The organism is Bacillus sp. MAG717A (genome assembly GCF_036884855.1).
Taxonomy (GTDB): Bacteria; Bacillota; Bacilli; order Bacillales; family Bacillaceae; genus Bacillus; species Bacillus safensis.
Genome location: NZ_CP145733.1, coordinates 1 through 26,037, shown reverse-complemented (window position 1 = coordinate 26,037; position 26,037 = coordinate 1). Strand labels below are relative to the sequence as shown.

The following is a 26,037-nucleotide window of genomic DNA, read 5'->3' as shown; positions in this document are numbered from 1 at the left end:
ACGACACCATAGATGATGATAAAAAGGAGGTTTCTTATGAGTAATTTGGCTTACCAAAGAGAAGTAAAACAATATCAAACAGAGCAGCAAGGCCAATCGGTTGTTATTAAAAGAAGAGGTTCTATCACACTTGGTGAAAAAATCTTACTTGTCATGTTTGTCATGGCTCTTATGTGCAGCTCCATTCTCATCATTTCTAAAGCCTTTGCTGTTTATCACGCTAATATTGAAGTGCAGAAATTAGAGCAGCAAGTATCTTTAGAATCGAAGAAGATTACTGAGCTTCAAAAGGAAAAAGACTTGCTGAGTGAACCAGAAAGAATTATCGAAGCTGCGAAAAAAGCAGGCTTAAGCATTTCGAAAGATGTTAAGAAGGTCGATTAAGATGGCGATGCCTAAAAAGAATAAAATGATGAACAGAGGCGCGGCAATTGCGAGTATTTGCTTCGCCCTGTTTTTCTTTATCATCCTTGCACGTTTTATTTATATTCAGATTACAGGAACGGTCGATGGTCAAGTGTTAGCCGCAAAGGCAAATGAACAATATCAATCGAAGAAAACACTTGAAGCCAAAAGAGGGTCTATTTTAGACCGAAATGGGAATGTGATTGCCGAGGATACATCTGTCTATAAACTCATTGCGATCATGAGCAAGAAAATGACGGTCGATCCAAAGCACCCAATGCATGTCGTCGACAAAGAAAAGACAGCAAAAGAGCTGTCAAAAGTAATTGATATGAGCGAAAGCGAAATTTTAAAGCGTCTGAATACTAAAGGTGCGTTCCAAGTTGAGTTTGGTAAAGCTGGGAAAGACATCAGTTTTTCAACAAAGGAAAAAATTGAAAAGCTAAAGCTGCCAGGGATCGCATTTGAAAAAGACACGAAGCGATATTATCCAAACGGCATGTTTGCTTCAAATCTGATCGGTTATGCAAGATTAGATGAGGCGACAAAGGACATGTCAGGCGCGATGGGACTTGAGAAGGCGCTGAACAAATTTTTAAAAGAAAAAGACGGCTATGTGACATATAACAGTGACAGAAGTGGATGGGCTCTTCCAAATAGTAAAGAAGACATTGTCGCTCCGAAGGATGGAAAAAATGTCACGCTGACAATCGATCAAAAAATCCAAGCGTTCCTTGAAGAAAGTATGACGCAGGTTGCCAAAAAATATAAACCGAAGAAAATCATTGCTACAGTCGTTGACCCAAAAACGGGCAAGGTGCTCGCGATGGGACAGCGGCCAAGCTTTAATTTAAATGAATTAGACATTACGAATTATAACAATGATGTCATTTCATATGCGTTTGAACCAGGTTCAACGATGAAAATCTTTACACTTGCTGCGGCAATCCAAGAAGGGGTCTACCAAGGCAATGATAAATATCAATCTGGTACTTATAAAGTAGGCGGCGGCCTTGTAAGAGACCATAACAACGGAAATGGCTGGGGGAAAATTGACTTTCATGAAGGTGTTCTCCGTTCGTCAAACGTAGCCTTTGCAAAGCTGGCAAAAGAAAAGTTAGGCTTCACGCGCTACGAACAATATTTGCAGAAGTTCCATTTCTACGACAAAACAGGTATTGACTTGCCGAACGAAGCGTCTAGTAAAATCAATTACAGATACGAATATGACAAAGCATCGACTGCTTACGGTCAAGCGTCTGCTATTACACCGATTCAACAAATCGAAGCAGCGACAGCGATAGCAAACGGCGGAACGATGATGAAGCCATATGTCATTGATCATATTACAGACCCGAACACAAACAAAACGATTTTACAGCACGAACCAACAGTAACTGGAAAACCAATTTCCTCAGATACAGCAAAGCAAGTACGTGACATTTTAGGTGAGGTTGTTTCATCGAAGATTGGAACAGGTCAGCCTTATCAAATCAAAGGCTTTGACGTTGCTGGAAAAACAGGAACAGGACAAATTGGCGGTGCCGGCGGTTACCTCCAAGGAAGAAATGATTACGTCTTTTCATTTATGGGAATGGCGCCAAAAGATGATCCAAAGCTGCTCGTTTATGTAGCTGTACAGCAGCCGCAGCTGTCTGACACAGAAACTGGCTCTGCCCCAGTTGCACAAATCTTTAACCCAGTGATGAAAAATAGTCTGCTATATTTAAATATTGCACCAACAAAAACAGACGATAAAAAATCAGGCGAACAAAAAGTGAAGCAAGAAACAATGCCTTCATTCTTAGATTTAGAAGTGAAGCAGGCGGAAACAGAAGCTAAAAACAAAAACTTAACGCCTGTTGTCATCGGCGACGGCCTCTCCATTAAACGACAGTGGCCAAGTGCAGGTTCTGAATTCTCTGAAAGCCAGAAAGTTTTCTTGAAAACAGCAGGAAAAACCATCAAAATGCCTGATATGACAGGCTGGTCGAGAAGAGAAGTCCTTCAATATGCATCCATTTCCGGTGTGCATATCGAAACAAAGGGACAAGGATATGCTGTCAAACAAAGTGTTAAAAGTGGAGCGGAGATTTCAGATAAAGTCGTCACTGTGACATTTAAAAGCCCGAATTAACTGCAAAACCTAGCAAACGACTTGCTAGGTTTTTTTTTGCCGAGCGGGATAGACGAGACGTTCTACATAAGGACGGGCCTGCATATGATGGAAACAAGCCATATGTATGTAAGGAGTGAACCGGGCGTGCGAGTATCAAGTGTAACAGTGAGAAAACGATTGCTTTTCGTGCTGCTGATTGGGGTGATCATTTTTTTCATCATAGATACTAGATTAGGATATGTACAGTTTATTATGGGTGAAAAGCTCACAAGCTTAGCAAAAGATTCATGGAGCCGGAACCTCCCGTTCGAACCAGAAAGGGGAGATATTTTGGACCGAAATGGGGTGGAACTTGCGACGAACAAAAGTGCCCCATCTATATTGGTCGTTCCGCGGCAAATTAAAGATCCCGCAGAAACAAGCAAGAAACTGGCGGCAGTACTGAATATGTCTGAGGAAAAAGCGTACAAGCATGTCACAAAGAAAACATCAATCGAACGAATTTCTCCAGAGGGGAGAAAAGTATCTCATGAAAAAGCAAAAGAAGTCAGAGAGCTTGATTTAGATGGTGTTTATGTTGCGGAAGACAGCATCAGACACTATCCGTTCGGCAGTTTTCTTTCTCATGTGCTTGGCTTCGCTGGAATTGATAATCAGGGTTTACTTGGACTGGAAGCCTATTATGATGATGACTTAAAAGGTGAAAAAGGCTCTGTAAAGTTCTATTCCGATGCAAAAGGGCAAAAAATGCCAGATGAAGCAGATGATTATACACCACCTAAAGATGGCCTTGATATGAAGTTAACTGTCGATGCGAAGGTACAAACCATCATAGAGCGGGAATTAGATAACGCGCAGGCAAAATATAACCCAGATGGGATGATCGCGATTGCGATGAATCCGAAGAACGGTGAAGTGCTTGGGATGTCGAGCAGACCGGACTTTGATCCAGCGGACTATCAATCAGTTGACCCGAAAGTGTTTAACCGAAATCTCCCGGTGTGGAGCACATATGAGCCAGGGTCGACATTTAAAATTATTACGCTTGCAGCAGCCTTAGAAGAGAAAAAAGTCAATTTAAAACGCGATCATTTTTTTGACAGCGGATCTGTAACAGTAGATGGTGCAAGGCTTAGGTGCTGGAAAAAAGGCGGGCACGGATCACAGTCATTTTTAGAAGTGGTGCAAAACTCATGTAACCCTGGCTTTGTTGAACTGGGGGACCGTCTAGGAAAGGATAAATTATTTTCTTATATTAAAAATTTCGGGTTTGGCCAAAAAACTGGAATTGATCTTCAAGGGGAAGGCCGAGGCATTTTGTTCCCGCTGGACCGAGTTGGCCCTGTAGAGCAGGCGACAACTGCCTTTGGTCAGGGTGTATCTGTTACGCCGATACAGCAAGTAGCTGCCGTAGCCGCAGCGGTAAATGGCGGAACACTTTACACGCCGTACATTGCAAAGGAATGGATAGATCCAATCACAAAAGAGGTTGTGAAAAAGCAATCACCGATTGCCAAAAAGAAAGTGATTTCAGCAGAAACATCAAAAGAAATCAGATATGCGCTTGAAAGTGTAGTCGCTCAAGGGACTGGCCGAAATGCATTTGTTGAAGGATATCGAGTTGGCGGAAAAACAGGGACAGCACAGAAGGTAAAAGACGGCAAGTACATGGAAAATAACCACATTGTGTCGTTTATCGGCTTTGCGCCTGCTGATGATCCAAGTATCGTTGTATATGTGGCTGTAGATAACCCGAAAGGCACCATTCAATTTGGCGGGACAGTTGCTGCACCAATTGTGGGTCATATTATGCGGGACAGCCTGCCTGAAATGGGTGTGAAAAAAAGAAAAGGACAAATTGAAAAGAAGTACCAGTGGCTGGACACAAAAACCATTGAGGTACCGAATCTTGTAGGGGGATCTGTTTCAGACCTTGAATCCCTCCTGATTAATCTTAAGATCGATGCTTCTGGAACTGGCAGTAAAGTGGTGAAGCAATCACCTGCTGCTGGGACGAAGGTCAAAGAAGGCTCCACCATCAGATTATACTTAAACGATGAATAATAAAGAATGAACAGAGGGTAGCCGCACTCATTCGGCTGCCTCTTTTTGTTGAAAGAGAAGGTCTGTTTGAAAAAAAGAACCTAAAGTGTGTTTTTTCCAAGAGAAACTTAAGGAATACGCTGGATGTATCCTTTTTTTTACGATAAAATATAGACTGTGTGTTTTTTTCGCAAGACATGCACGTGAACGAATTTGAGAGGTTTGATATGAAATGAAATTACAAGAACTCCTTACATACTTTAAAAGTGAAAACAACGAATTAATAAACGAAAATCCTGATATCACTTCCATCGAAATGGATTCTAGAGAGGTGAAAAAAGGAAGCCTTTTTGTCTGTATAAAAGGCTATACAGTAGATGGACACGATTATGCTGAAAAAGCGGTGAAAAGCGGGGCTGCAGCGATTGTAGCAGAACACCCTCTTAACATAACAGATGTACCAGTCATTATTGTGAAACACTCTCAAAGAGCTCTTGCAAGAATAGCTGATGCGTTTTACGAACAGCCAACTCATAAGCTGAATCTCATCGGGATCACAGGCACAAACGGAAAAACTTCCACAACACACATGATTGAACAAATGATGAGAAAAGCCGAAAAGAAAACAGGCTTAATCGGTACGATGTATATGAAGGTGAATGATGACATTCTCGATGTGAAAAACACGACACCTGAAAGTGTCACACTTCAGAAGACCTTTAAACAGATGCTTGATCAAGATGTAGACACAGCCATTATGGAAGTATCATCACACGCACTGCATCTTGGCAGGGTACATGGATGTGATTATGATATTGCCGTTTTCACAAACCTTTCGCAGGACCATCTTGACTACCACAACACAATGGAAGAATATAAACATGCGAAAAGCTTGCTGTTTTCACAGCTGGGCAGTGCCTTTCATCACGATAAGCCAAAGCATGCGATTTTAAATGCGGATGATGATGCTTCGAGTTACTATGAAAAAGTGACAGCTGCTGAAGTCATGACATATGGCTTAGAGCAAAAAGCAGATGTCATGGCAAAGAATATTCAAATCAAGCCGAAGGGAACTCAATTTGATTTAATCACTCCAATTGGCACCAAAAAAGTGACAGTTGCCCTCATCGGTAAGTTTAATGTGTACAACATCCTAGCAGCTGTATCAGTAGGGATCGTATCTGGCTTAACATTTGAAACGATTGTAAGTGCTATTGAAGAGCTGGAGGGAGTCAAAGGCCGATTTGAACTTGTGAACTGTGATCAAGATTTCCCTGTGATCGTCGATTACGCCCATACACCTGACAGCTTAGAAAATGTCCTGACAACGTGTAGAGAATTAACAGAGGGCAAAATTTTCTGTGTGATAGGCTGCGGCGGCGACCGTGATAAAACAAAGCGTCCTCAAATGGCCCAAATCGCTGTGAAGTATGCAGATGAGCCTGTATTTACATCAGACAACCCAAGAAGCGAAGATCCTTCAGCTATTTTGAAGGATATGGAAAATGGTGTGCCAGACGCATATTATCATAGCTTTGTGAATCGCAAACAAGCCATCTTTTTTGCAATTGCCAATGCGAAAAAAGGCGATACAGTCTTAATAGCGGGTAAAGGCCATGAGACATATCAAATCGTTGGCGATCAAGTGTACGACTTTGATGATGCAAAGGTTGCTATGGACGCTATTTTAGATCTAAACAAATCTTAAAATGATGAAAAGAGTGTAATGAAATGAAGCATTTTGTACAAAAACAACATACGAAGAACGCGAATGAATACCTTAATAATGAATGCAATTTTCTGATGGAAAACGGCTTTGGAAATTCGGAAGGAGTAAAGAACGATGCTTGAACAGGTGATATTGTTTACAATCATAATGGGATTTTTAATCAGTGTTCTTTTATCCCCGATTTTTATTCCGTTTTTAAGAAGACTTAAATTTGGTCAAAGTATTAGAGAAGAAGGACCACAGTCTCACCAAAAGAAATCAGGTACTCCGACAATGGGCGGAATTATGATTATCTTTTCTATCACAATTACGACGATTGTGATGATCAACAAATTTTCTGAGATTAGTCCAGAAATGTTTTTATTGTTATTTGTCACGCTTGGCTACGGTCTATTAGGATTTTTAGATGATTATATTAAAGTAGCGATGAAACGAAACCTAGGTTTAACATCGAAACAGAAATTAATCGGTCAAATTGTGATCGCAGTGATTTTTTATGCAGTCTTCCATTATTATCAGTTTGCAACGACGATTCGTATTCCAGGAACAGATGTCAGCTTCGATTTAGGATGGGCTTACTTTATTCTTGTTATTTTCATGCTTGTCGGAGGTTCTAATGCTGTGAACTTAACGGATGGACTGGATGGTCTATTATCTGGAACCGCTGCTATTGCCTTTGGAGCCTTTGCTATACTGGCTTGGAATCAATCACAGTACGATGTAGCGATCTTTTCAGTAGCTGTTGCTGGAGCCGTTCTTGGGTTTCTTGTGTTTAACGCGCATCCTGCAAAAGTATTTATGGGTGATACAGGGTCGCTTGCTTTAGGCGGAGCGATTGTAGCGATTGCCATTTTAACAAAGCTTGAAATTTTACTTGTCATTATTGGAGGAGTATTTGTTGTCGAAACGTTATCCGTTATTCTTCAAGTGATCTCCTTTAAAACAACTGGAAAAAGAATCTTTAAGATGAGTCCGCTTCACCACCACTATGAGTTAGTTGGCTGGTCTGAGTGGAGAGTAGTTGTCACCTTCTGGACAGCTGGTTTATTACTTGCTGTTTTAGGAATTTACATCGAGGTGTGGTTATAATTGAATAAGATGCAAATGTTAAAAAACGAACATGTACTAGTATTAGGTCTTGCAAAAAGCGGATATGCGGCAGCTTCAATTCTTCATGAGCATGGAGTGAATGTTATAGTAAATGACCAAAAGCCGTTTGAAGAAAATGAACCTGCTCAACTTCTTTCTGAAAAGGGGATTGATGTCATTTGTGGCAGCCATCCTCTTCGTATGTTCGATGATAATGAAATAACGATTTTAATTAAAAATCCAGGAATTCCATATGAAAATGTGATGGTTCAAGAGGCGATTCGACGCCAAATTCCAGTTTGGACGGAAATTGAATTAGCTTATCATTTAACCTCAGCTCCTTTTATAGGGATTACTGGATCAAATGGAAAAACCACTACCACGACTTTGATTTATGAAATGCTGAAACACGACAGTCAAAAAACTTTAGTGGCAGGTAATATTGGCACAGTTGCCAGCGAAGTCGCTGCAAAGGCAGCTGGCGATGAGTGGATCGTAACTGAGCTGTCTTCTTTTCAGTTAATGGGAACAGTTGATTTTAGACCTAAAATCAGCTTAATATTAAATATTTTTGATGCCCATTTAGACTATCACCACACTCGTGATGAATATGAAAAAGCAAAGCAGAAAGTATACGCACATCAACTTGAAGATGACATAGCTGTCATTAACCTCGATGATCCATCAGTCGTAAAACTGGCTGAAGCTTCAAAAGCAAAAAAAGTGTTTTTCTCGGTGAAAGGGCAAGTAGAACATGGTGCGTATATTAAAAATGGTGCGATCTACTACCTAAATGAACATATCATTGATTTAAAGGATGTTGTTCTTCCTGGTGAGCATAACCAAGAAAATATTTTGGCAGCTATTTGTGTTGTGAAAAATGCAGGCTGTTCAAATGAAGCGATCGCACACGTTCTCATGACATTTAGTGGAGTGAAGCATCGTCTGCAGTTTGTAGATACAATTCAAAGCAGAAAATTTTATAACGATAGTAAAGCCACCAATATACTAGCAACAAGTAAAGCATTGTCAGCTTTTAAGCAGCCGACCATTTTACTAGCCGGCGGGCTTGATCGCGGTAATGAATTTGATGAATTGAAGCCTTTTATGAAAAATGTAAAAGGAATCATCACATTTGGTGAGACGGCACCTAAGTTTGTGAAGCTTGGTGAAGAACTGGGAATACATCACGTAAAACATGTCGATAATGTTGAACAAGCAGTACCTGCGGCGTTTAACATTTCTGAAGAAGAAGACGTGATTTTATTATCCCCGGCTTGTGCAAGCTGGGATCAACATAAAACATTTGAAGAACGTGGAGACATGTTTGTAAACGCCGTGCATATGCTTAAATAAGGGCTTGTCTCTCATAATGACTGACAGCCCAAATGAATTATGCTTGGGGTGTCGGTCTCTTGACGAATAAGAAAACTTCTCCGGACTTTTTGCTTGTTGTCATTACGTTACTTTTATTGACGATTGGTTTAATTATGGTGTACAGCGCTAGTGCTGTGTGGGCATCGTATAAATTTGATGATTCGTTTTATTTTGCAAAAAGACAGCTTTTGTTTGCCGGAATCGGAGTTATCGCGATGTTTTTCATTATGCGAGTCGATTATTGGACGTGGCGGACGTGGTCAAAGATATTGATTGCTGTTTGTTTTCTCCTTTTACTGCTTGTACTCATTCCAGGTATTGGTATGGAGAGAAATGGATCAAGAAGCTGGATCGGTGTCGGTGCGTTTAGTATTCAGCCCTCTGAATTTATGAAGCTTGCGATGATTGCGTTTCTTGCAAAATTCTTATCTGAAAAACAAAAAAATATCACATCCTTTCGTAAAGGTTTCGCACCAGCATTAGGCATTGTGTTTTCTGCATTTGCCATCATAATGCTGCAGCCAGATTTGGGAACAGGGACGGTAATGGTTGGAACCTGTATTATTATGATATTTGTTTCAGGTGCGAGAATTGCTCACTTTATATTTCTCGGTCTTTTAGGGCTCAGCGGATTTGCTGCACTCGTCTTATCAGCGCCCTACCGCATAAAACGAATTACATCGTACTTAAATCCTTGGGAAGATCCACTAGGCAGTGGGTTTCAAATTATTCAATCCTTATACGCTGTTGGTCCAGGCGGTCTGTTCGGAATGGGTCTCGGTCAAAGTAGACAGAAATTCTTTTATTTACCTGAGCCTCAAACAGACTTCATCTTTGCGATATTGTCTGAAGAGCTTGGCTTTATAGGAGGATCACTCATTTTGCTGCTCTTTAGTGTTCTATTATGGAGAGGCATACGAATAGCACTTGGAGCCCCAGACTTATACGGAAGTTTCCTAGCAGTTGGCATCATTTCAATGGTTGCCATTCAAGTGATGATTAATATCGCAGTTGTTACTGGACTCATCCCTGTGACAGGTATCACGCTCCCATTCCTAAGTTATGGCGGCTCATCACTGACATTAATGCTGATGGCAATTGGCGTACTTTTGAATGTAAGCAGATACGCTAGATATTAATGTGCTGCTAGTTCATGAAACCATGATGATATTTATTTTGCAAAAGTACAAAAAAATGATTTGAAGAGTGAAAAAGACAGCTTTCGTATTGAAAACATGTTTTCTGACTCTTCTTTACAGGTTTTAACGGAGCCCTGTTGTTTAAAACAGGGTTTATACTTTGTTCAGAGCAGAAAAAAATTGAGGGGAAATGGTATAATGCGTATAGTAATCAGTGGAGGCGGAACAGGCGGACATATTTATCCGGCCTTAGCTTTTATTAAAGAAGTGAAAAGACTGCATCCTAATGTAGAATTTTTATATATTGGTACTGAAAATGGACTTGAAAAGAAAATTGTAGAAAGAGAAAATATCCCTTTCAAGTCCATAGAAATTACAGGTTTTAAAAGAAAGCTTTCCTTTGATAACGTAAAAACGGTGATGAGATTTCTAAAGGGCGTTCAAAAAAGCAAATCTTACTTAAAAGAATTCAAACCAGATGCGGTCATTGGAACAGGTGGTTATGTGTGCGGCCCTGTTGTTTATGCAGCTTCTAAGCTGAAAATCCCGACTATTATTCACGAACAGAACAGTCTGCCTGGAATCACAAATAAGTTTCTGGCGAGATATGTTGATAAGGTAGCCATCTGCTTTGAAGAAGCAAAGGCACATTTTCCTTCTGAAAAGGTTGTATTTACGGGAAACCCTAGAGCCTCTGAAGTCGTCTCTATAAAAGAGGGGAAATCTCTGAAGGAGTTTGGGCTGGATGAAACGAAAAAAACGGTTCTTATTTTTGGCGGGAGCCGGGGTGCTGCGCCGATTAATAGAGCTGTCATTGACATGCAAGATGAATTAAAGGCTAAGAACTATCAGCTTTTATATATCACAGGTGAGGTTCATTATGAAAAAGTGCTGAACGAACTAAAGGAAAAAGGTGCAGCACCTAATATGATTACGAAGCCTTTCTTGCATCAAATGCCGGAGTACTTGAAATCAATTGATGTGATTGTTGCAAGAGCGGGTGCCACGACAATTGCTGAAGTAACAGCCCTTGGAATTCCAACTATTTTTATTCCAAGCCCATACGTGACGGCAAATCACCAGGAAATCAATGCAAGATCACTAGAAAAGCATGATGCTGCAATCGTTTTAAGAGAATCAGAGCTTTCTGGAGAGAGCCTCCTTCATGCCATTGATGAAATTGCTGGTAATGAAGAAAAATTAAACGAAATGAGCCGTTTAACAAAAGAACTTGGAGTACCAGATGCGGCTGGACGTTTATATAATGTATTAAAAGAAATTACGACTACATGATGGAATGATATTAGGTAAGGCGGAGGGTAATATGGAGAACTTGAAGAATGAATTATTAGAAGCGCAAGTCGGTAAAGTGCTTGAAAATGAGCCGCTTGCAAATCATACGACAATGAAAATAGGCGGACCGGCAGATCTATTGATCGTTCCTAAAGATATCGATGCAGTTAAAACGATCATGGATCAGATAAAAAAACACCACGCGGACTGGACGGTTATTGGGAGAGGATCGAATTTACTCGTACTTGATAAAGGAATACGTGGCGTTGTCCTGAAGTTAGGCGCTGGACTTGATCATTTAACTGTAAATGATGAAGAGATTACAGTTGGCGGCGGCTATTCTGTTGTAAGGCTTGCAACGTCTCTTAGTAAGCAGGGTCTTTCAGGGCTGGAGTTTGCAGCTGGTATCCCGGGATCTATCGGCGGTGCTGTTTATATGAACGCAGGTGCGCACGGATCTGATATCAGTAAGATCCTTGTGAAAGCGAGAATCTTATTTGAAGATGGAAGCATCGAGTGGTTAACAAATGAGCAGATGAACTTTAGCTACAGAACATCTGTCCTTCAAAAGGAACGACCAGGCATTGTTCTCGAGGCCGTGTTTAAGCTCAAACAGGATGATCGCGAGAAAATCACAAAGAAAATGCACCAAAATAAAGACTATCGCAAGGAAACACAGCCTTATAATCGACCATGTGCCGGAAGTATTTTTCGAAATCCGCTGCCTGAATATGCAGGACAGCTTGTAGAAAAAGCGAATTTAAAAGGGTATCAAATTGGCGGTGCAAGAATCTCTGATATGCATGGCAACTTTATTGTGAACGCTGGCGGGGCTACTGCTCAAGACGTGCTGGACTTAATTCAGTACATCCAAAAGAAAATTAAAGATGACTACAATGTAGATATGCATACAGAAGTAGAAATTATCGGTGAAGCAAATTAAAAGCTAGTTTTTATGAATGATGGCATCACAGGAAAACAAACGGCATGAAAGAATGCCGTTTGTTTTCTCATCAAAATGATGACCCAAAGGTGTGGACAAGCAGCTTTGAATGGGGTGAAGAATATATATGCGGCCTGATCATGAAAATGAAAAGATCGTCAATATAGAAGAACGAATTCCTAAAATTAAAGAACAAAGGAAGCAGAAAGCGAATCGGAGACTAATTTCTTTTATTCTACTGTTTTTTATCATGGTTCTAATCATTATTTATTTGCAGACACCAATCAGTAAAATCTCTTCTTTAACTATTACGGGTAACGAGCATGTCCCTACAAAACAGCTTGTGAAACTTTCCCAAATTAAAGAAGGCGAAACAGAGTTTTGGAATTTAAATAAAGATTTAACAGCAGATCATATTAAACAAAACAAACTGATTAAAAGTGTCAGTATCAAAAAACATTTTCCGAATAAGGTCAGTATTGCTGTCAAAGAATATGCCAATATTGCGTATCTTCAAAAGGGAAATCTATACTATGAGCTTCTTGAAAATGGGACAGCATTACCAGAAGAAGTCACACCAAGTCATGCAGGACCTATTTTTGTGGATTGGGACAATAAAGAGAAGCTGAAGCAAACTGTAAGATCTTTAAATCAGCTGCCAGCCTCTATTCAGGAACTCATCTCTGAAATATATTATGTGCCGACAAGCTCAAACCAATGGCTCGTTAAATTTTATATGAATGACGGGAACACTGTGATTGCATCGATTAAAACATTCGCTGATAAAATGAAAACCTATCCTGCCATTGTAAAAGAACTTTCTCCTTCTGAAAAAGGCACAATCCATATGGAAGTGGCGACGTATTTTGAATCGTTTAAATCTAAGAAAAAGGAAGATGAACGTTGAGAGGCAAAACAGTTATTTTCTCAATTGTAATGCTTGTTCTTGGTTTTCTGATTTCTTTTTCATACCAATATACTAAGCAGCATCAGGCAGATGTCATTCGCACAGAGCAATGGAAAAAAGAATACTCCTTGAAAAGTCAGCTGACAAAGCAAGAAAAGGCGAATCAGAAACTTGAAAAAGAATTATACAGTCTTCAATCACAGGTTCAAGCCACTGAGTCCAATTTGAAAAATGAAAAAGAGCAGTATTTTAATGTATTGGAAGATGTTGAGAAATACAGGATGTTTACAGGAGAGATCGGCGTAAAAGGAAAAGGGGTAAAAGTATCCCTTGAAGATGCATCTTATATCCCGAGTGGACAAAATGTCAATAATTACATTGTTCATGAGAGCCACATTTTTCATGTGATAAACGAACTATTTATATCAGGGGCCTCTGCCGTATCTATTAATGGACAGAGAATTACACACCAATCATACATACATTGTAACGGCCCAGTTGTCACAGTTGACGGTGTTCAGCATCCAGCGCCGTTTGTCATTTCTGCTATCGGTGATCCGGCTGTGTTAATACCTGCATTAAATATTGCAGGAGGAGTGGTCGATCAGCTGACAAGTGATCACATTTCGATGACGATTGAAAAAAAGGATATTCGTATGAATCCTCTTTTAAAACACAAAGATTAAAAGTGAAAAGGTGAGTGGTGTTGAGGAAAAAGAAGCCTTTACTTAGTTTGACAGCCTTAATGGTGATATTCGGCATCATGGTCTCCATCCAATTTAATTCATTGCAAAAGCCCAAAGTTCGTGATACTCGCGATGTGTGGGAGCTAAGAGAGGATTTATCTGCATCTAAAAGTAAAGAATTGGATTTACTAAAAGAAATTGACAAATACGATGAAATGCTGAAAAAGTATGGTCATCAAGGTGATCAATCAAAAGAAGCTCAACTAACAAAAACATTAAAAGATTTAAAAGAAAAGGCTGGTTTTACAGAAGTAACAGGGGAGGGAATTGAAGTTGACATCTCTCAGCTCTTCTCTAAGGATCTGACCGGAGAAGAAGTGAAAAATATCCCACCTGATCTTCTGAAAAAGCTAATCAACGAGGCCAATATGTATGGGGCAAAACATATTTCCATTAATGACCATCGTGTGATTAATACAAGTGTGATTCGAGATATTAATGGCACGACAAAAATGGATGGCTACAGCTTAGATGGTGATGAAGTGACCATCAAGATGATCAGCGACCAGGCTGACAAATTATACAGCCGTTTAAATGTATCAGATATTGGTGATTTGTTTGCTCAGGAAAATTTCGGCTTAAGTATTAGCCAGCCGAAGCAACAAATTCAATTAAAAGCATATGACGGTGCAATTCAGGTAAATGAGTTGAAGCCTCTTGACGATGTAAAGGAGGGAAAATCTTAATGTGGCTTCCTGTACTTGGCTTAATCATAGGAGTTGCGATCGGTTTCTTAACAAATTTTACGATACCGAATGAGTATTCTAATTATCTTTCCCTCGCTGTACTTGCTGCACTTGATACATTGATTGGTGGAATCAGGGCACATCTGCAAGGGGCATACGATGAACTAGTGTTTGTATCAGGCTTCTTCTTTAATATTATACTTGCAATAAGTTTAGCTTTTCTGGGCGTCCATCTTGGTGTAGACTTGTATTTAGTCGGAATGTTTGCTTTCGGCGTTAGATTGTTTCAAAATATAGCAGTTATTCGAAGAATTCTACTAACTAAATGGACAATTTCTAGAGAAAAAAAGAAAAAAAGTGAGTCATAAAAAAGGATATACATATGATGTAACGAATATTTTCAGTAATCCTAATAAAAAATGTTGATTTTTTAAGTTTTGTTACACACTTGTAAAAACACATTCATTGTATTGTTGTTCAGCAAATAATAGAATAGAAAGTATTGATATGTGAGGAGGTGCCATAGAATGAACAACAATGAAATTTACGTCAGCCTTGACATCGGTACATCCAATATTAAAGTCATCGTCGGAGAAATGGCGGATGATTCGCTTAACATTATAGGTGTTGGAAATGTCCCTTCAGAAGGGTTAAAAAAAGGATCGATTGTTGATATAGATGAGACAGTTCATTCTATTAGACAAGCATTTGAACAGGCTGAAAGAATGGTAGGTTTTCCTTTACAAAAGGCGATTGTCGGAATTAACGGAAACCACATTCATATTCAGAATACGAGCGGCGTGGTCGCAGTATCTAGTGAAAACAAAGAAATACATGCTGAAGATGTGAGACGTGTCTTAGATGCTGCACAGGTAGTATCTATTCCTCAAGAACATCTCGTCGTAGACGTCATCCCGAGACAATTTATCGTCGACGGAAGAGATGAGATCACTGATCCGAAAAAAATGCTTGGTGTTCGGCTAGAGGTGGATGGATCGTTAATTACAGGTTCTAAAACGATTCTACATAACTGGCTCCGATGTGTAGAGAGAGCTGGAATTGAAATTATGGATATTTGCTTGCAGCCGCTCGCATCGGGCTCAGCAGCATTATCGAAAGATGAAAAAAATCTAGGGGTAGCTCTCGTCGATATTGGCGGCGGATCTACAACGATTTCCGTATTTGAAAACGGGCATCTCTATTCTACTCACAGTATCCCTTTGGGCGGAGAGAACATTACAAAAGATTTGTCTATAGGACTTAGAACTTCTACTGAAGAAGCTGAACGAATCAAAAAACAATTTGGACATGCATTTTATGATGAGGCATCGTCTGAGGAAACATTTGAAGTTTCTGTCATCGGTACCGATCAGAAACAGACGTATACACAGCTTGAAGCGGCTAATATCATCGAAGCTCGGCTGGAAGAAATCTTGCTCTTTGTGGCAGAGGAATTAAGAAATATGGGTGTCCATGATTTGCCTGGCGGATTCGTTCTAACAGGTGGACAGGCGGCTATACCAGGTATCCTTTCTCTTGCACAAACGGTCTTGCAAAACAATGTTAGAATTGCGAGTCCAAATTATATTGGGGTGAGAGAACCTCAGTATATGACAGGAGTGGGTCTGATCCACTTTGCTTATCGCAATGCAAAGATTCAGGGCAGACAGGTTGGATTCCAAATGCCGGATGAGGCGTTTCATGAAGTAGGCGCATCCATGGAGCCGGTTTCTTCTGCACCACAAGTGAAAGAAGCGCAGCCAAGACCGAAAGTAAAACAAAAAGCACAAGAAGAGACAAATAAAAAACCGGGCAAAATGAAAAAACTATTTAATATGTTCTGGGAATAGAATTAGATTTTCGACGGATTAGGAGGATTCAGCATGTTGGAGTTTGAAACAAATATAGACGGCCTAGCATCAATTAAAGTAATCGGAGTAGGTGGAGGCGGAAATAACGCTGTCAACCGAATGATCGAAAATGACGTACAAGGTGTCGATTTCATTGCAGTCAATACAGATGCACAGGCGTTAAATCTATCAAAAGCAGAAACGAAAATGCAAATCGGTGCTAAGCTGACAAGAGGGCTTGGAGCAGGTGCGAATCCTGAAGTCGGTAAAAAAGCTGCTGAGGAAAGCAAAGAACAGATTGAAGAAGTATTAAAAGGTGCAGACATGGTCTTTGTTACTGCTGGTATGGGCGGTGGAACTGGTACGGGTGCTGCACCTGTCATTGCAAAGATCGCAAAAGATTCTGGTGCATTGACAGTTGGAGTCGTGACTCGTCCTTTCACATTTGAAGGAAGAAAACGTCAGCTTCAAGCAGTCGAAGGAATTGCTTCTATGAAAGAAGCAGTTGACACATTAATCGTCATTCCAAACGATCGCTTGCTTGAAATTGTTGATAAAAACACGCCAATGCTTGAAGCATTCCGTGCAGCAGATAACGTGCTAAGACAAGGTGTTCAAGGAATCTCAGACCTTATTGCCACACCAGGTTTAATCAACCTTGACTTTGCTGACGTGAAAACGATCATGTCCAATAAAGGTTCTGCTCTTATGGGTATTGGTGTTGCAACAGGTGAAAATCGTGCCGCTGAAGCTGCGAAGAAAGCTATTTCTTCACCACTTCTGGAAACGGCAATCGACGGTGCACAAGGTGTTATCATGAATATTACTGGTGGTACGAACCTAAGTCTTTATGAGGTACAAGAAGCAGCGGACATTGTGGCTTCTGCATCTGATGAAGATGTAAACATGATTTTCGGTTCTGTCATTAATGATAACTTGAAGGATGAAATTGTGGTAACCGTGATCGCAACTGGATTTATTGAGCAAGAGCCAGAGGTGTCAAAACCACAAAGAAATCCATTAGGGCAAGGATTAAAGCAAAATCAATCCATTCCTCAAAAACGTGAAGTCAAACGTGAGGAACATCAGCAGTCATCATCTCAGCCGAGACAAAATACACAATCAAGCGATGATACGCTGGATATCCCAACGTTCTTGCGCAATCGAAATAAACGCTAATCGAGTATCACTCATCCCCTTCCACCGGAAGGGGATTTTTTCATGTCTCATATATAAAGAAACCCGTATCACTACTAATCAAAAAGTCTTAAATCTGTCTGGATTACTTTATTTAACATGTGTATTTAGACTTAGGATGGTTAAGTAAAAAGAATCATTTTTAAATCCTATTACAAAAAGCGACAAAATGATGAACTTTATTTGACTACATTAAATAGAACACCATGAATTTTGTCATGAACAAAGGAAAGGGAGGAGTGAGACCCGCACTCTGTTTGACCATTTGAGGAGGAGGGATTTGATTGAAAGTGAAGTTTCGCAAAACCGCCGGCTATCGTTTGATGAGTCTTTTGGTGATTGGTACTTTAACGATGACAAGCTTTGGGATGGTTCAAGCAAAATCGACTTCTACCTCATATCAAGAGGAAGCTGTATCCTCCAAGAAAACAAAAGCAAAGATATCATCTAGATTAATGAAACAGTTTCAACAAGAAGACAAGGTGACCTTTTTAGTCAAAATGAAGGAACAAACAAATGTCAAAAAAGTGGCGAAGGATGCTGTGTCAAAAGCCAAAAAACAGAAGTTAACAGCTGCTAAAACGCAGTACACAAAAAGATCAGCTGTTGTATCAGAACTAAGAGCAACATCTGAAGAGACGCAGGAAGCGCTGCTTGCTTATTTACAAAAGGCACAAAAGAAAAAGCAAGTAAAGGATATTCATTCGTACTATATTGTGAATGGTCTCGCTGTGACGGGAACGAAAGAAGTCATGGAAAAGGTGGCTTCCTTCCCAGAAGTAGATCAAGTGCTGCCAAATGAAATCCGTCAAATTCATCGTCCTGTTGATTTGAAGACTTCAAAGCCGAACAAACAAATCAAAGCAGCAGATGGAATCGAGTGGAATATTTCTCAAGTTCATGCCCCAGAAGCATGGGCTTTAGGCTATGACGGTACTGGTACCGTTGTGGCAAGTATTGATACAGGTGTGGAATGGGATCATCCTGCATTAAAAGAAAAGTACCGCGGATTTGATCCTGCACGTCCGAATGAACCTTCTCATGAATTCAATTGGTACGATGCAACGACAGGTTCTGAAACGCCATACGATGATTTAGAGCATGGTACACATGTGACGGGAACGATGGTTGGCTCTGAGCCAAATGGAGAGAATCAAATTGGCGTCGCACCAGGTGCAAAATGGATTGCGGTGAAAGCTTTCTCAGAAGATGGTGGATCAGATGCTGATCTGCTTGACGCAGGTGAATGGATTTTAGCTCCAAAAGATGAAAACGGAAACCCTCATCCAGAAAAGGCACCAGATGTAGTCAATAATTCTTGGGGCGGCGGGCCTGGTCTTGATGATTGGTATAAAGATGTGGTCAATGCTTGGAGAGCGGCAGATATCTTCCCAGAGTTTTCAGCTGGTAATACGGATTTATTTAACCCTGGCGGTGAGGGATCTATTGCAAATCCTGCGAACTATCCAGAAGCCTTTGCGACGGGTGCAACAGATCAAAACAACAAATTGGGTTCTTTCTCTTTGCAAGGTCCCTCTCCCTATGGCGTCATGAAACCAGATATCGCGGCCCCAGGGGTAAACATTCGTTCTTCTATACCTGGAAAAGGGTATGAGGATGGCTGGAATGGAACCTCGATGGCAGGTCCGCATGTTTCAGCTGTTGTGGCTCTTCTTCGCCAAGCACAGTCAGATCTGTCTGTTGAAGAGATCGAAGAAATTCTCATTGATACTGCAAAGCCGCTGACAGATCAGCAATTCCCGGAATCCCCTAACAATGGCTATGGGGCAGGATTAGTTGATGCAAGAGAGGCGATCACAGCATTAACAGATGGAATTGGCAAGATTGAAGGACAGGTAACAAAAGAAGGGGAAGATACGGAACGACCTGTTTTTTCTCATAAAGGACCGAATGAAATTTTTGCCTCTACGCCAACTCCTCTAAGCATCACAGCCGAAGATGAAGTAGCTGTGACAAATGTCTCCTTGAGCTATCAAGTGGATCAAGGGAAAAGGGAGACGCTGCAAGCAAAACGTACGGATGGAAATCATTTAAAGGGGACATATGTTGTCCAGCTACCAGAACTTGAGGGAGAAAACGTCACGTACCGATGGATTGTGAAAGATTTTGGAGAAAATGAAGCCGCATCAGAACCGTATACGCTTCCGATTAGAACATCCATCACGACTGGCTACTCGCAAGATTTTGAAGCATGGCCTAGTGGATGGTTCAGTGGTGGAACAAAAGATCCTTGGCAGTGGGGAAAACCGACCACAGGTCCGAAACAAGCCTTTACTGGAGATCATGTCTATGCCACAAACCTAGACAGTCCTTATGAAAATTCAACAGATGCTCATTTATCTATGCCGATGATTGCTGTACCTGAGTCAGGCTCCTCCTTTTTACAATATCAATACTGGCATGACCTTGAAGCAAATTATGACTATGTGCATATTCATGTGCAGCCTGAGGGGGAAGATGCTGTCCAGGTGGCAGCCTATACAGGTAAAACAAGTGCATGGACAAAAGGAGAAGTTGATTTATCTGCCTACAAAGGTCAGAACGTGAGAGTTATTTTTCAGCTAAGAACAGATGGCAGTGTGACAAAAGACGGTTTTTATTTAGATGATGTGAAAATAACAGATGAAGCCTTGCCTCAAAAGGCAAAGAAACAACTTGGCGTCATCAAAAAAGAAAAGCCTGCACACGAGCAGAAGAAACCCGTTGATCCGAAAAGGGCAAAGCCTGCTAAAATAAAAGAAAAACATGTCCAGATGAAAAAGGAAAAAAGCTTAGATGCTCCGTCAATCAAAGCTCTTCCGATGAAGGCAGAAATCAGTGTGCTTGAAAGCGGCAAGTCCACGTACACAGATGAAGCGACAGGGAGATATCAGCTTTCTCATGGTGCAGGGGAGTTTACAGTGAAAGCTGAAGCATATGGGTTTGAATCACGCACCCAAAAAGTCAATATTTCCTCAAGTGACACGGCAGAGGCGAATTTCTCTTTGCAGCCACTTGAGAAACGAACGATCTCCGGGACAATTGTAAACGAAACAACGGGTGAAAAAGTCAAGGATGCTACGGTTTATCTTGTAGAGGATGCGAAAATTGAGCCGGTCAAAACAGATGAATCTGGCGAGTTTTCTCTAGAGGCATTGAGCGGTGTGTATACAGTCAAAGTATTTGCGAAAGGGTTTAAAGGATATTCGTTTACAGCGGATGTGACAGAAAAGCCGCTTGAAAAAGCAATTAACCTGGAACCTTTCATTGGTTTTGCTGGCGAAATTGGCTACGATGACGGAACAGCTGAAAATGCACGAGCGTTCTATGATCCTGGCAATGGCTGGGCGGTGAAATTTTCATTAGAAAAGGGGAAGAAACAAGCGCAAGTCACAGGTGGGCTTTTCCGTTTCTGGACAACAGAGTGGCCAGCTCCTGGCGGGAATGAATTTGCGGTTGAAGTGTATGATGCGTCCGGGAAGGACGGCGCTCCCGGTGAGAAAGTCGCTGGACCTTTCAAAGCGAATGCGCTGCGCAATGGTGAATGGACAAAAGTAGATTTAGAGGATCAAGCCATTACGGTGGAGGGAGATTTCTATCTTGTCTATATTCAAACGAAAAAGAATACGGAATCTCCAGGCCTTGCAACAGATGAAGATGGACCAAATGCTGAAAGAAGCTGGCAGCTGACAAGCGGTTCCTTTTCTCCTTCTCCAAAAGAAGAGGGAAATTATATGATTCGTGCGCTTGTCCAATATGAAGCTGATGTACCAGAAATAACATCTCCAAAAGCAGGAACGATCACGAGCAAAGATGAACTGGAGATTGAAGGAAAAGCCTCTCCAGGGCTTGATGTAGCGATCTATCAAAACGATGAAGAGATTGCCAAAGTGAAAGCAGACCAGTCAGGTGTTTTCAAAGAGGAGGTCACAGTGTCAAGCGGAGAGCATGTATTCACGGCTGCCACTGTTACAGATAAAGGTGCAACGAAAAAATCCAAATCAGTAAAGGTGATCATTGATCAAACAGCCCCAGCGTTAACGATAGATACACCGAAAAAAGGGGAAAAGTCTAACAAAGAATCTCTCACTGTAGAAGGAAAGGTAACGGATGCTCATCTTGATCAAGTCACTGTGAATGGAAAAAAGGCAGCAATAAAAGGTGGGAAATATTCTGTAAGAATACTGCTTGAAAACGGGAAAAATACGATCAAAGTAACAGCGAAAGATGCAGCAGGAAACAAAACGACTAAAAAAGTCGATATCGATGTTCAATACGAAGCACCTGAGATTTCGAAGCTGACACCAGCAGAGAATGTCAATCTATCATCAGGTGAGTCTGTTAAAATTTCATTTAGCAGCAGAGAAAAGCTAGACGCAACGTTTGTCATTCATATGCCGCTGACAAACGCTAGATCAAAGCTGCAAAATACAACAGAGCTGCCGCTTCGCGAGGTAGCTAACGGAACATATGAAGGCTACTGGACAGCTACCTCTACCGCCAAAGCAAAAGGTGCAGTCATTGAAGTGATTGTGCGGGATGATTATGGAAATGTCACACGACAAAAGGCTCCAGGCACATTAAATATCAATGAAAAATAAACCTTAAAAAAAGGCACGACTCCTTGGAGCGTGTCTTTTTCGTTTCGAACAATTGTTTGGAGGCTTGTCCGGTAGAACACTCTCTTGCTTTGTGCTCTCATTCCTCGACAAAAACAATAACAATCCACCAAAAGTTCTCTATCATCCCCAACAAGAATTGACAGACTTCCATCTCTTGGCTGTTTTATACTGGTACAAACAAGTGCAAGTACTGCTTTTGATTCTTTGTTTCAGATGAAAGGAGCAGAAGGTGGTCATTTATTTAGATGTGATTTGGCTGTTAAACTTTTGTTTTGATCTATTGCTTCTCTTACTCACTGCATTTATTCTCAAACGACAAGTAAAAAAACGGCGATATATGTTAGGAGCTCTGATTGGATCGAGCATTGTTCTCTTGCTCTTTACACCATTTGCAATGTTTGTGTCACACCCTATAGGCAAACTGCTTTTTTCTGTCTTGATCGTGCTTGCAACTTTTGGATTTCAAAGATTTCGTTCCTTTTTTCAAAACTTGTTTGCTTTTTACTTTGTCACATTTTTGATGGGAGGAGGCATGATCGGGGTTCATTCGTTTTTACAAACCAATACTGTTATTCAAAACGGCCTGCTGATTTCACAAAATGATGGCTTTGGTGATCCCGTTAGCTGGCTTTTCGTTTTAACTAGCTTTCCTGCGATTTGGCTCTTTTCAAAGAAAAGATTAGGAGAGGTCGGTGCGAAAAAAAGACAGTTTGATGAACAAGTACTTGTGGAGATACACATTCACGGAGAGACCATCCGGCTAAAGGGACTCGTCGATTCTGGTAATCAGCTGTATGATCCTATGACGAAAACACCTGTGATGATCGTTCAGGCCGATCAGCTCATGTCCATTTGCGGAGAGCCTTTTATAGAGCTTATGAAGCAGTCTCATCCTGTTGAAGTGATGCAAAAGCTCGATGAGCGATTTCCGCTTCTTGATCGTTTACGACTTGTTCCATATCGAGCGGTCGGGCATGATCACGGGTTTCTTCTATGCTTAAAACCAGATACGGTCTTCATTTATTCAAAAACGCATATGATCCAGCCAGCCAAGTGTTTTGTAGGCATGAGTCTAAGCGGTTTATCAGCAGATCAGGAATTTCAATCCATCATTCATCCAGATATGTTAGACGGAAAAATCATCCAAGGGGTGTCTTAAGTTTTGGTGATGTCTTTTATCTTACGAGGTCAACTTGACATTTAGAAGGGAGAAGAAGATGAAAAAATTAAAATTTAAATTCACTTACTACTGGTATAAACTCCTCATGAAGCTAGGTATAAAGAGTGATGAGATTTATTATATTGGTGGTAGTGAGGCGCTGCCGCCTCCATTATCAAAGGATGAAGAGCAGGAACTGCTTGTCAAATTACCAAAAGGTGATCAAACAGCAAGGGCCATTCTGATCGAAAGAAATTTGCGGTTGGTTGTTTACATCGCAAGAAAATTTGAAAATACAGGGATTAATATTGAGGATTTAATTAGTATTGGAACCATTGGCCTCATTAAGGCAGTCAATACATTTAACCCAGAAAAAAAGATCAAGCTTGCGACATATGCTTCGAGATGTATTGAAAATGAGATTTTGATGTATTTGCGCCGAAATAATAAAATTCGTTCAGAAGTGTCGTTTGATGAACCGCTCAACATTGATTGGGACGGAAATGAACTGCTTTTATCAGATCGTACTTGGAACAGATGATGATATTATCACGCGGGATATTGAAGCAAATGTAGATAAAAAACTTTTGAAAAAAGCGTTAGAGCAATTAAATGACGCCGCGAAAAAGCAGATCATGGAGCTCAGGTTCGGATTGGTCGGCGGTGAAGAAAAAACCCAAAAAGATGTCGCTGACATGCTAGGAATTTCTCAGTCGTATATTTCAAGGCTTGAAAAAAAGAATTATTAAACGATTACAAAAAGAATTTAACAAAATGGTCTAAAAAAATTTTTTTGAAAGCTCTGTCCCTTTGCTGTCAAAGGAATCAACTTCTTTTCTCATGATTCTCATCATCACTCGTGCATATTTTTCCATCCCAAGGAGATACTGAACTTTGTACAACAGCTCCTGTAGGGAGGGAAAAAAGTGTCCAGAAATAAAGTGGAAATCTGCGGAGTCGACACTCCAAACTGCCTGTTCTGAAAAACGACGAGATGAGAAAATTGTTCAGACAGCTGCAAGATGAAGTGACGATACAGCAAAGAGAAAAGCTAGTCAATGGCAATTTGCGGTTGGTTTAGAGTGTGATTCAGCGTTTTAACAACAGAGGCGAGTATGTGGATGATCTCTTCCAAGTAGGCTGTATCGGATTAATGAAATCAATTGATTATTTTGATTTAAGCCACAATGTAGATTTTCAACTTATGCGGTCCTATGATCATAGGAGAATCCGTCGATACTTGCGTGATAACAACCAATTCGGTGTCTCGTTCACTAAGAGATATTGCCTATAAAGCATTCAGGTCCGTGAGAGGCTGATCAGTGAGACAAGCAAGGAGCCAACGGCAGAAGACATTGCAAAGTGCTGGAAGTGCCTCATGAGGAAATTGTCTTTGCCCTAGATGCGATTCAAGATCCTGTTTCTTTGTTCGAACCGATCTATAATGACGGAGGAGATCCGATTTATGTGATGATCAAATTAGTGATGATCGGAACAAAGACACACAATGGGTAGAAGAATTGGCCTTAAAAGAGGGAATGCGCCGATTGAATGATCGAGAAAAAAATGATTCTCCGCAAACGCTTCTTCCAGGAAAAACGCAAATGGAAGTCGCTGAAGAAATCGGGATTTCTCAAGCACAAGTCTCAAGACTTGAAAAAGCAGCCATCAAACAAATGAATAAAAAATATCTTTTAAAGCCGCGCTTCATGTGCGGCTTTTTTCATTCTTGTGAGAGAGCACGTCTCTAGTATTGACTCTGTTATTTTTTCATTTAATCTGTTTCTAACAAATGTTATTTTAGATATCATTTGTTAGGGAACACTAAGCGGAAAGAAGGGTTATTATGACATTCCATGATGAAAGAAGGCTGCTCATAAAGGTTGCGCATATGTATTATGAAGAAGCGCCACTCAATCTAAAATAGCAGAAGCTGTTGGGGTTAGCCGTTCGCTCATATCGAATATTTGCAAAAGCACGTGAAGCAGGAATCGTGGAAATCATTATTCATGATGAAGTGAATCAACAATATGGATCATTAGAAAGAAAAATAGAGCGGAAATATGGGCTGCGAGAAGTCGTCTGTGTGGAAACGCTCAGCCAAGAAACAACAAAAAGCGAATCGCGCCGTGCAGCGGCAGGCTTTTTGTTAAAGTGATAAAGGATGGACAAGTTATCGGTTTTTCTTCAGGAACACTTTGCATGAAATGCGAAGCGCTTACGTCAGTTCAGCACTTTCATCCGTGACATTTGTTCGCTTGTCGGGGGTGGGGGAAACGAAGATGTTGATATCCACGCCATCTATATTATTGCAAGGTGCACAGAAGCACTCAAATCTAAATGTGAGTTTTTTACATGTGCTGTTATGCTTGATACGAAAGAAGCGAAGGACGTACTAATCCGGCAGCCATCAATCAAAAAGTGATTAAACTAGGAGAATCATCAATATTGCGGTTGTCGGAATTGGCGGGTTCCGCAGCTTCAACGATGGTGAAATCTTATATGACAAGCGGTGAGGAGGATATTCTTCAAGCGAAGGATGTAGTGGGTGACATTGGCTATACTTTATTGATCATCAGGGAAGTGTATCCCACCCGTGAACGACGGTAATGGCATAAGCCCGCAAAAGCTGAAGGAAATCCGCTAGTCATTGGTGTCGCTGGAGGAGAGAGAAATTGAAGCGATCAGGCAGCATTAGAAGGTGGATTAATTCATTAGTAATATAACTCAGTA

The 26,037-nt window shown here is 40.7% G+C and carries 19 protein-coding genes and 2 pseudogenes; all 21 read left to right on the top strand.

Annotated features, from left to right (window positions below):
- The first annotated feature begins 36 nt into the window (after positions 1–36).
- Positions 37–384 (top strand): cell division protein FtsL, encoded by a 348-nt coding sequence (gene ftsL, locus V6Z54_RS00105; protein WP_039178324.1) that lies wholly within the window; start codon positions 37–39, stop codon positions 382–384.
- Between the two features lie 7 nt (positions 385–391).
- The gene (locus V6Z54_RS00100; RefSeq protein ID WP_073979510.1) at positions 392–2,542 is read left to right on the top strand and encodes a penicillin-binding protein; all 2,151 of its coding nucleotides are present in this window, start codon (positions 392–394) and stop codon (positions 2,540–2,542) included.
- A gap of 126 nt (positions 2,543–2,668) precedes the next feature.
- Complete coding sequence (locus V6Z54_RS00095) at positions 2,669–4,588, top strand: stage V sporulation protein D (RefSeq protein WP_041084935.1); 1,920 nt, start codon at positions 2,669–2,671, stop codon at positions 4,586–4,588.
- A gap of 211 nt (positions 4,589–4,799) precedes the next feature.
- Entirely contained in the window at positions 4,800–6,275 is a 1,476-nt protein-coding gene (locus V6Z54_RS00090; RefSeq protein WP_338527580.1) for a UDP-N-acetylmuramoyl-L-alanyl-D-glutamate--2,6-diaminopimelate ligase, read from the top strand.
- Positions 6,276–6,410: 135 nt separating this feature from the next.
- Positions 6,411–7,385: a phospho-N-acetylmuramoyl-pentapeptide-transferase gene (gene mraY / locus V6Z54_RS00085; protein ID WP_034317997.1), complete on the top strand. Its 975-nt coding sequence runs from the start codon at positions 6,411–6,413 to the stop codon at positions 7,383–7,385.
- Positions 7,386–8,741: a UDP-N-acetylmuramoyl-L-alanine--D-glutamate ligase gene (murD, locus tag V6Z54_RS00080; protein ID WP_338527579.1), complete on the top strand. Its 1,356-nt coding sequence runs from the start codon at positions 7,386–7,388 to the stop codon at positions 8,739–8,741.
- A gap of 59 nt (positions 8,742–8,800) precedes the next feature.
- Positions 8,801–9,901, top strand: a complete 1,101-nt coding sequence (spoVE, locus tag V6Z54_RS00075) for a stage V sporulation protein E (RefSeq protein WP_024424259.1) — start codon at positions 8,801–8,803, stop codon at positions 9,899–9,901.
- Between the two features lie 198 nt (positions 9,902–10,099).
- Positions 10,100–11,194, top strand: a complete 1,095-nt coding sequence (gene murG, locus V6Z54_RS00070; RefSeq protein WP_073979461.1) for an undecaprenyldiphospho-muramoylpentapeptide beta-N-acetylglucosaminyltransferase — start codon at positions 10,100–10,102, stop codon at positions 11,192–11,194.
- Between the two features lie 31 nt (positions 11,195–11,225).
- Entirely contained in the window at positions 11,226–12,137 is a 912-nt protein-coding gene (gene murB, locus V6Z54_RS00065; protein ID WP_338527578.1) for a UDP-N-acetylmuramate dehydrogenase, read from the top strand.
- Positions 12,138–12,264: 127 nt separating this feature from the next.
- Positions 12,265–13,044, top strand: a complete 780-nt coding sequence (locus tag V6Z54_RS00060; RefSeq protein WP_073979462.1) for a cell division protein FtsQ/DivIB — start codon at positions 12,265–12,267, stop codon at positions 13,042–13,044.
- Positions 13,041–13,730, top strand: a complete 690-nt coding sequence (locus V6Z54_RS00055; protein WP_024424255.1) for a DUF881 domain-containing protein — start codon at positions 13,041–13,043, stop codon at positions 13,728–13,730. The genes V6Z54_RS00060 and V6Z54_RS00055 overlap by 4 nt, the downstream gene beginning before the upstream one ends.
- 20 nt (positions 13,731–13,750) lie before the next feature.
- Positions 13,751–14,476, top strand: a complete 726-nt coding sequence (locus tag V6Z54_RS00050; RefSeq protein ID WP_041084931.1) for a DUF881 domain-containing protein — start codon at positions 13,751–13,753, stop codon at positions 14,474–14,476.
- Positions 14,476–14,844 carry a small basic family protein gene (locus V6Z54_RS00045; protein ID WP_003210988.1) on the top strand — a complete coding sequence of 123 codons (369 nt, stop codon included), beginning with the start codon at positions 14,476–14,478 and terminating at the stop codon, positions 14,842–14,844. The genes V6Z54_RS00050 and V6Z54_RS00045 overlap by 1 nt, the downstream gene beginning before the upstream one ends.
- Positions 14,845–15,003: 159 nt before the next feature.
- A complete protein-coding gene (ftsA, locus tag V6Z54_RS00040; protein WP_024424253.1) occupies positions 15,004–16,326 on the top strand; it encodes a cell division protein FtsA in 1,323 nt (440 codons plus the stop codon).
- A 33-nt stretch (positions 16,327–16,359) separates the two neighbouring features.
- Entirely contained in the window at positions 16,360–17,505 is a 1,146-nt protein-coding gene (ftsZ, locus tag V6Z54_RS00035; RefSeq protein WP_024426931.1) for a cell division protein FtsZ, read from the top strand.
- Positions 17,506–17,813: 308 nt separating this feature from the next.
- Complete coding sequence (locus V6Z54_RS00030; protein ID WP_338527983.1) at positions 17,814–22,124, top strand: S8 family serine peptidase; 4,311 nt, start codon at positions 17,814–17,816, stop codon at positions 22,122–22,124.
- A gap of 250 nt (positions 22,125–22,374) precedes the next feature.
- The gene (spoIIGA, locus tag V6Z54_RS00025; protein ID WP_338527574.1) at positions 22,375–23,304 is read left to right on the top strand and encodes a sigma-E processing peptidase SpoIIGA; all 930 of its coding nucleotides are present in this window, start codon (positions 22,375–22,377) and stop codon (positions 23,302–23,304) included.
- Between the two features lie 58 nt (positions 23,305–23,362).
- Positions 23,363–24,087 (top strand): annotated as a pseudogene (gene sigE / locus V6Z54_RS00020) (RNA polymerase sporulation sigma factor SigE).
- Between the two features lie 143 nt (positions 24,088–24,230).
- Positions 24,231–25,055 (top strand): annotated as a pseudogene (gene sigG, locus V6Z54_RS00015) (RNA polymerase sporulation sigma factor SigG).
- Positions 25,056–25,240: 185 nt separating this feature from the next.
- Positions 25,241–25,462, top strand: a complete 222-nt coding sequence (locus V6Z54_RS00010; RefSeq protein WP_338527577.1) for a hypothetical protein — start codon at positions 25,241–25,243, stop codon at positions 25,460–25,462.
- 290 nt (positions 25,463–25,752) lie between these two features.
- Positions 25,753–25,914, top strand: a complete 162-nt coding sequence (locus V6Z54_RS00005) for a hypothetical protein (RefSeq protein ID WP_338527576.1) — start codon at positions 25,753–25,755, stop codon at positions 25,912–25,914.
- Positions 25,915–26,037 lie beyond the last annotated feature (123 nt).